General features: G+C 73.0%; 5 protein-coding genes and 1 tRNA gene. 5 read left to right on the top strand and 1 reads right to left on the bottom strand.

Annotated features, from left to right (window positions below; all coding sequences use genetic code 11):
- Positions 1–308 precede the first annotated feature (308 nt).
- The 5 genes from GTY56_RS03470 (at position 309) to GTY56_RS03450 (ending at position 4,285) form a co-directional block, all read left to right on the top strand.
- Positions 309–1,553: a helix-turn-helix domain-containing protein gene (locus tag GTY56_RS03470; RefSeq protein ID WP_161362352.1), complete on the top strand. Its 1,245-nt coding sequence runs from the start codon at positions 309–311 to the stop codon at positions 1,551–1,553.
- A 102-nt stretch (positions 1,554–1,655) separates the two neighbouring features.
- Entirely contained in the window at positions 1,656–2,258 is a 603-nt protein-coding gene (gene orn, locus GTY56_RS03465) for an oligoribonuclease (RefSeq protein WP_161362350.1), read from the top strand.
- A 116-nt stretch (positions 2,259–2,374) separates the two neighbouring features.
- Positions 2,375–2,447, top strand: a tRNA-His gene (locus tag GTY56_RS03460).
- A gap of 96 nt (positions 2,448–2,543) precedes the next feature.
- On the top strand, positions 2,544–3,734 hold the full coding sequence (locus tag GTY56_RS03455; protein ID WP_161362348.1) for an MFS transporter: 1,191 nt from the start codon (positions 2,544–2,546) through the stop codon (positions 3,732–3,734).
- 20 nt (positions 3,735–3,754) lie between these two features.
- Positions 3,755–4,285 (top strand): NUDIX hydrolase, encoded by a 531-nt coding sequence (locus GTY56_RS03450; protein WP_161362346.1) that lies wholly within the window; start codon positions 3,755–3,757, stop codon positions 4,283–4,285.
- Positions 4,286–4,959: 674 nt separating this feature from the next.
- Here the strand turns inward: GTY56_RS03450 and GTY56_RS03445 are convergent.
- Positions 4,960–6,015 carry a LacI family DNA-binding transcriptional regulator gene (locus tag GTY56_RS03445; protein ID WP_161362344.1) on the bottom strand — a complete coding sequence of 352 codons (1,056 nt, stop codon included), beginning with the start codon at positions 6,013–6,015 and terminating at the stop codon, positions 4,960–4,962.
- Positions 6,016–6,270 lie beyond the last annotated feature (255 nt).

The raw sequence follows: 6,270 nt of genomic DNA, 5'->3' as shown, positions 1-6,270 counted from the left end.
CCCCCCAACCCCCGTTCGACCTGCACGGAAAGGACCTCAAGGGGTCTGCGCACCCTACGTGGATTGGCCACTGCGACAAGGCGCACTTCCCTGCACGCCCCACGAGTGCAACGCTTCGTGATCGAATGCTTCACGCCAAGTTGCCAAGTCGACAATGTGCCGAGTGGTGAACCGGCCACTTCGGCACGGCGGCACACAGTAGATTCGATCTTGACTGTCTACGGCGGGGGACTCGTGCAGGACCGAGGGGAAACGTGCAGGAGCGACACAACCGAGGAGCCGCGACCACCGAGGGGGGCTTAGCAGTTATGAGCCACGACTCCACTGCCGCGCCGGAAGCCGCGGCCCGGAAACTTTCCGGGCGACGCCGCAAGGAGATCGTCGCGGTGCTGCTGTTCAGCGGCGGCCCCATCTTCGAGAGTTCCATACCGTTGTCGGTGTTCGGGGTTGACCGCCAGGACGCCGGCGTACCGCGCTACCGACTGCTGGTGTGCGGGGGCGAGGACGGTCCGCTACGGACCACCGGAGGACTCGAACTCACCGCACCACATGGCCTGGAAGCGATCTCACGCGCGGGCACGGTCGTCGTACCGGCCTGGCGTTCGATCACTTCTCCACCACCGGAGGAGGCGCTCGACGCGCTGCGCCGCGCCCACGAGGAGGGCGCCCGCATCGTCGGGCTGTGCACCGGCGCCTTCGTCCTCGCGGCGGCGGGCCTGCTGGACGGCCGCCCCGCGACGACACACTGGATGTACGCACCGACGCTGGCCAAGCGCTACCCGTCGGTGCACGTGGACCCGCGCGAGCTGTTCGTCGACGACGGCGACGTGCTGACGTCGGCGGGCACGGCCGCGGGCATCGACCTGTGCCTGCACATCGTGCGCACGGACCACGGCAACGAGGCGGCCGGGGCCCTGGCCAGGCGGCTCGTCGTGCCGCCGCGCCGCAGCGGCGGGCAGGAGCGCTACCTCGACAGGTCTTTACCGGAGGAGATCGGCGCCGACCCGCTCGCCGAGGTCGTCGCCTGGGCGCTGGAGCACCTCCACGAGCAGTTCGACGTGGAGACCCTGGCGGCACGCGCGTACATGAGCCGGCGTACGTTCGACCGCCGCTTCCGCTCGCTGACCGGGAGCGCTCCGCTGCAGTGGCTGATCACACAGCGGGTCCTCCAGGCACAGCGCCTGCTGGAGACGTCGGACTACTCGGTGGACGAGGTGGCGGGGCGCTGCGGCTTCCGGTCGCCGGTCGCCCTGCGCGGCCACTTCCGCCGCCAGCTGGGCTCGTCCCCGGCCGCGTACCGGGCCGCCTACCGCGCCCGGCGCCCGCAGGGCGAGCGGCCCCAGGACACCGAGAGCGCACCGGGCGGCCCCGGGTCCGGCATGCCGGGCCATCCGGGCCACGCCGGGCACCCGGGCCAGCCCGGCCAGGCACCGGCCCCGCTCCACCCGGAGCACCCGGTGCCGCTTCAGTCCCGCCGTACGGCGGCGGCGAGCGCGATGGGCCAGTCCCCTGCGCTGTCGGCCAGCCTGCCCGGGCAGCGCAGCGCGCCCTGATCCGGTAGCCGGGGCCCGCGAGGAGCGCGTCTCCTCGCGGGCCCCTCGGCTTTCCCGGCACGGGCGGCCCGGCCGGTGGCGGCGGGCCGTAAGGTTAGACACATGAACGATCGCATGGTGTGGATCGACTGCGAGATGACCGGCCTCTCGCTGTCGGACGACGCGCTCATCGAGGTGGCCGCCCTCGTGACCGACTCCGAGCTGAACGTGCTCGGTGAGGGCGTGGACATCGTCATCCGGCCGCCGGAGCAGGCCCTGGAGACGATGCCGGACGTGGTGCGTCAGATGCACACCGCCTCCGGACTGCTCGACGAGCTGGCCGCCGGAACCACCCTGAAGGACGCCGAGGACCAGGTCCTGACGTACGTGAGGGAGTTCGTCAAGGAGCCGGGCAAGGCGCCGCTGTGCGGGAACTCCGTCGGCACGGACCGCGGCTTCCTGCTGCGCGACATGCCGACCCTGGAGGGCTACCTCCACTACCGGATCGTCGACGTGTCGTCGGTCAAGGAGCTGGCCCGCCGCTGGTACCCGCGGGCCTACTTCAACAGCCCGCAGAAGAACGGCAACCATCGCGCGCTCGCCGACATCCGCGAGTCCATCGCGGAGCTGCGCTACTACCGCGAGGCCGTGTTCGTCCCGCAGCCCGGGCCCGACTCGGACACCGCGAAGACGATCGCGGCGAAGCACGTCCTGCCTGCTCAGTAGGGCCACGCGGGGGCCCGTCGGGGGGCGCCGCGAAAGCCGGGCGCGAGCACCCCTTCGGACCCTGTACACTTTTTCTCGGCCGGTCAGGGAAGTCACTGACCTCCAAGCCGGTCATGGTGGGTGTAGCTCAGCTGGTAGAGCACCTGGTTGTGGTCCAGGATGCCGCGGGTTCAAGTCCCGTCACTCACCCTGAGTAATCAGCCGGTGGCTTCGGAAGAAGCCACCGGCTGAAGCTTTTTGCGCGCCTCTCCGGGGCGGCGCGGCGCTCTGGCTACCGTCGGCGGTATGGACGGTCGACGCCCGGGATGGCGCGCGTGTGTGCTCAGCGGGGCGGTGTTCGCCGTCTGTATGGCCGGCACCACCCTGCCGACGCCCCTGTACCCCCTCTACCAGGACGAGTTCGGCTTCTCCGAGCTGACGGTCACCGTGGTCTACGCCCTCTACGCCTTCGCCGTGATCGGTGTGCTGCTGCTGGTCGGCGACGCCTCCGACGCCGTGGGCAGGCGCCCGGTGCTCCTGTGCGGCCTGGGCTTCGCGGCGCTGAGCGCCGCCTGCTTCCTGTGCGCCACCGGCCTCGGCTGGCTCTACGCGGGGCGACTGCTGTCGGGACTGTCCGCCGGGCTGTTCACCGGCGCCGCCACGGCGTACGTGATGGAGCTGGCGCCCGAGGGCGGCGCCTCCCGGGCCACGTTCGTGGCGACGGCCGCCAACATGGGCGGACTGGGCTGCGGTCCCCTGCTCTCCGGGCTGCTCGCGCAGTACGCCGCATGGCCGCTGTACCTGCCGTTCGTCACCCATCTCGCCCTCGTGGCCGCCTCGGCCGCGGTGCTGCTGCGGCTCGCGGAGACGGTCGGGGAGCGGCAGCCGTTGCGCACCGTGCGCCCGCAGCGGCCCGCACTGCCCCCGCAGGTGCGGGCCGTGTTCGGCCCCGCCGCCACCGCCTCCTTCGTCGGGTTCGCCCTGTTCGGGGTGTTCACCTCGGTCAGCCCGGCCTTCCTCTCGGAGTCGCTGCACGTGGACGGCCACGCCGTGAGCGGGCTGATCGTCGCGCTGGCCTTCTTCTCCTCGACGGCCGGGCAACTCGCGGTCGGCCGGGTCGGCGTACGGCGCTCCCTGCCGCTGGGCTGCGCCGGGCTCCTCGCCGGTCTTGCGCTGCTCGCCGGCGCGCTGCGGTGGGAACAGATGTCGCTGCTGGTCGCCAGCGCGCTCGTCGGCGGGGTCGGCCAGGGGCTGGCGTTCCGCGGCGCCCTCGCCGACGTGGCCGCGGCCTCCCCCGGGCACCGGCGCGCCGCCGTGATCTCGACCCTGTTCGTCGTCGCCTACACGGGCATCTCCCTGCCTGTGATCGGCGTCGGCCTCCTGAGCGGTCCGGTCGGTCTGGAGGGCGCGGGGCTGGTGTTCATCGCCTGCATGGCCGTCCTGGTCGTGACGGCGGCGGTCTACCTGCTGCGGCGGCCAGAACCGGCCCGGGTCTGAGCGCGTGCGATGGTGAACCCATGCGTGAGCCGGTGGAACGGGTCGACGAGCGGGACCGGGTGCTCGGGGTGGTCGACCGGGACGAGGCGATCCGCAACGGCTGGCCGCACCGGATCGCGACCACCGTGTGCCGTGATCCGCGCGGGCGGGTGCTGGTCCATCGCAGGCCGGAGCATGTGTCACGGTTCCCGGGGCACTACGACTGGCTGATCGGCGGCGCCGTCGAGGTCGGCGAGTCGTACGAGGAGGCGGCTGCCCGGGAGCTGGCCGAGGAACTGGGCGTCCGGGCGCGGGTGCGGTTCGTCTTCAAGTTCCTCTGCCGGGGGGCGATCAGCCCGTACTGGCTCGGGGTGCACGAGGCCGTCGTCTCCGAGCCCCTCACCCCCGACCCGTCCGCGATCGCCTGGCACGGCTGGGTCAGCGAGGCGGAGCTCGGGGAGGCGCTCCGGACGGGGCTGTTCGTGCCCGACGGGGTGGAGGCCCTGCGGCGCCACCCCGGCCTCAGCGCACCGAGCGCCGCCACACGGCAGCCAACTCCCCCACCGAACTGAATCGTTCGGCCGGGTCCGACCGCACGGCCCGGTCCAGCACGGCCAGTTGATCCGCCGAGCCCCGCCCGGTCCGTTCCTCGTCGCCCGCGTCCAGGAGGAGGCGGATGGCCCGGCCCAGGGCGTGGACCGTCGTGCGGCCGGCGATGCGGAGCCGCGCCGCGATTCCTCCGGCGCCATGAAGCGGCGCGGGCCCGGCAGGGCGGTCCGCCTCCAGGATGAACGGGCCAGGGCGGTACTCGTCGAGGTCGATCGTCCGGAGGCCACCGGCGTCGGCGAGGGGAAGGCCCTGCCGCGCGCAGGACCGGGGCGACGGAAGGAAGCGGGCCAGGGGCGCGGCCGCCGCCGCGGTGCAGGGTCGGGTGGTGGAGAACCTCTCCGGAGTGCCACGGCGTCACCATCGCCGGCCCGCCGGAGCGGGCGGAGGGGCGGTGGGGCTGGGCGACGATCGCCGGGTGGCCTACCGCGCGGTGGAAGGTCCGGGCCCGGTCGAGCGATCGCCCGGCCGCGGCGCGGTCGTCGCCTCCTTCACCAACCGGCGTTCCCCGTCCGCCGGCCGGACCCCGTACGACACGCAGCCCGAATCCTGCTCGCGGAAGGCGCGCAACACCTCACCCACCCTCCGCAGGCAGGGCGCGGCCGGGGCACCTCGGTGGCGTCCAGGAGCCGGTGGGGCGTCACGACGACGACCGGGACACCAGCTCCGTGGCCAGGACCATCTGCCGGCGCTCCAGGCCCCGGGACGCGAGCGGGCGGCGGTCGGCGACCTCGGTGAGGAGGAGGTCTATCATCCGGCGGCCCATCTCCTCGATCGGCTGGCGGACACTGGTCAGCGGCGGTTCCATGTGGCGGGCGATGGCGGAGTCGTCGTAGCCGACGAGCGCCACGTCCTGGGGGATGCGGCGGCCCGCGTCGAGCAGCGCACGGCGGGCGCCGGCCGCGGTGACGTCGGAGGCGGCGAACACCGCGTCGATGTCGGGGTGGCGCTCCAGCAGGGCCATCATGGCCCCGTACCCGCCCTCCTCGGTGAAGTCCCCCGCCTCGATCAGCCCCTCGTCCACCCCGTGGCCGGCGTCGCTCATGGCCTCGCGGTAGCCGTCGACGCGGCGCTGGGCACCGTAGACGTCGAGGCGGCCGGTGATGTGGGCCACCCGGGTCCGGCCCCGGGACAGCAGGTGCTCGACGGCCTGGCGTGCGCCGCCGTAGTTGTCCGAGTCGACCGACGGCAGGGTCTCCGCCGACGAGCGCGGGCCGCTGATCACCGCCGGGATCTCCAGCTGGGCCAGCAGGTCGGGCAGCGGGTCGTCCGCGTGCACCGAGACCAGCAGGACGCCGTCCACGCGGTGCGCCGCCAGGTACTGGGCGAGGCGGGCCCGTTCGCGCTCGTTGCCCGCGAAGATCAGCAGCAGCTGCATCTCCGTGTCGGCCAGCGCGGCCCCGACGCCCTTCAGCATGTCCGAGAAGTAGGGCTCGGCGAAGAACCGGGTCTCCGGCTCGGGCACGACCAGCGCGATCGCGTCCGTACGGTTGGCGGCCAGCGCGCGGGCCGCGGTGTTGGGGACGTAGCCGAGCTCCGCGACCGCCGCCTCGACGGCCGCGCGGGTCGCGTCGCTGACCCGGGGCGAGCCGTTGATCACCCGCGAGACGGTGCCGCGGCCGACACCGGCGCGCGCCGCCACCTCTTCGAGGGTGGGCCGGCCACCACTTCGGCCCCGCGCTCCGTGGGTTGCCATGGGCTCCGCCTTCCCGTCCACGCCCGCACTCTGCGACTGGCCTGGAATTTAACAGGCTCGTCAGCCCTGTGACTGCCGCCGAGGGCTGACCGCCCCCGGCCTTCCGCTTCGGCCCGACGAGCCGGTACGAGCGGCGCCCGGACCGGCTTGATATCGCTGTCCCGGGCCTCAATGGAGCCCGTTACGGGTCCAGTTAACAGCCCTATAACTGAACGCATCTCTCTGTGTCCGGTCCCTTGACACCCCCGCCGCGAC

Origin of the sequence: Streptomyces sp. SID5643, assembly GCF_009872555.1 — a bacterium.
GTDB lineage: Bacteria > Actinomycetota > Actinomycetes > Streptomycetales > Streptomycetaceae > Streptomyces > Streptomyces iakyrus.
This window is presented reverse-complemented; position numbering and strand designations above follow the sequence as displayed.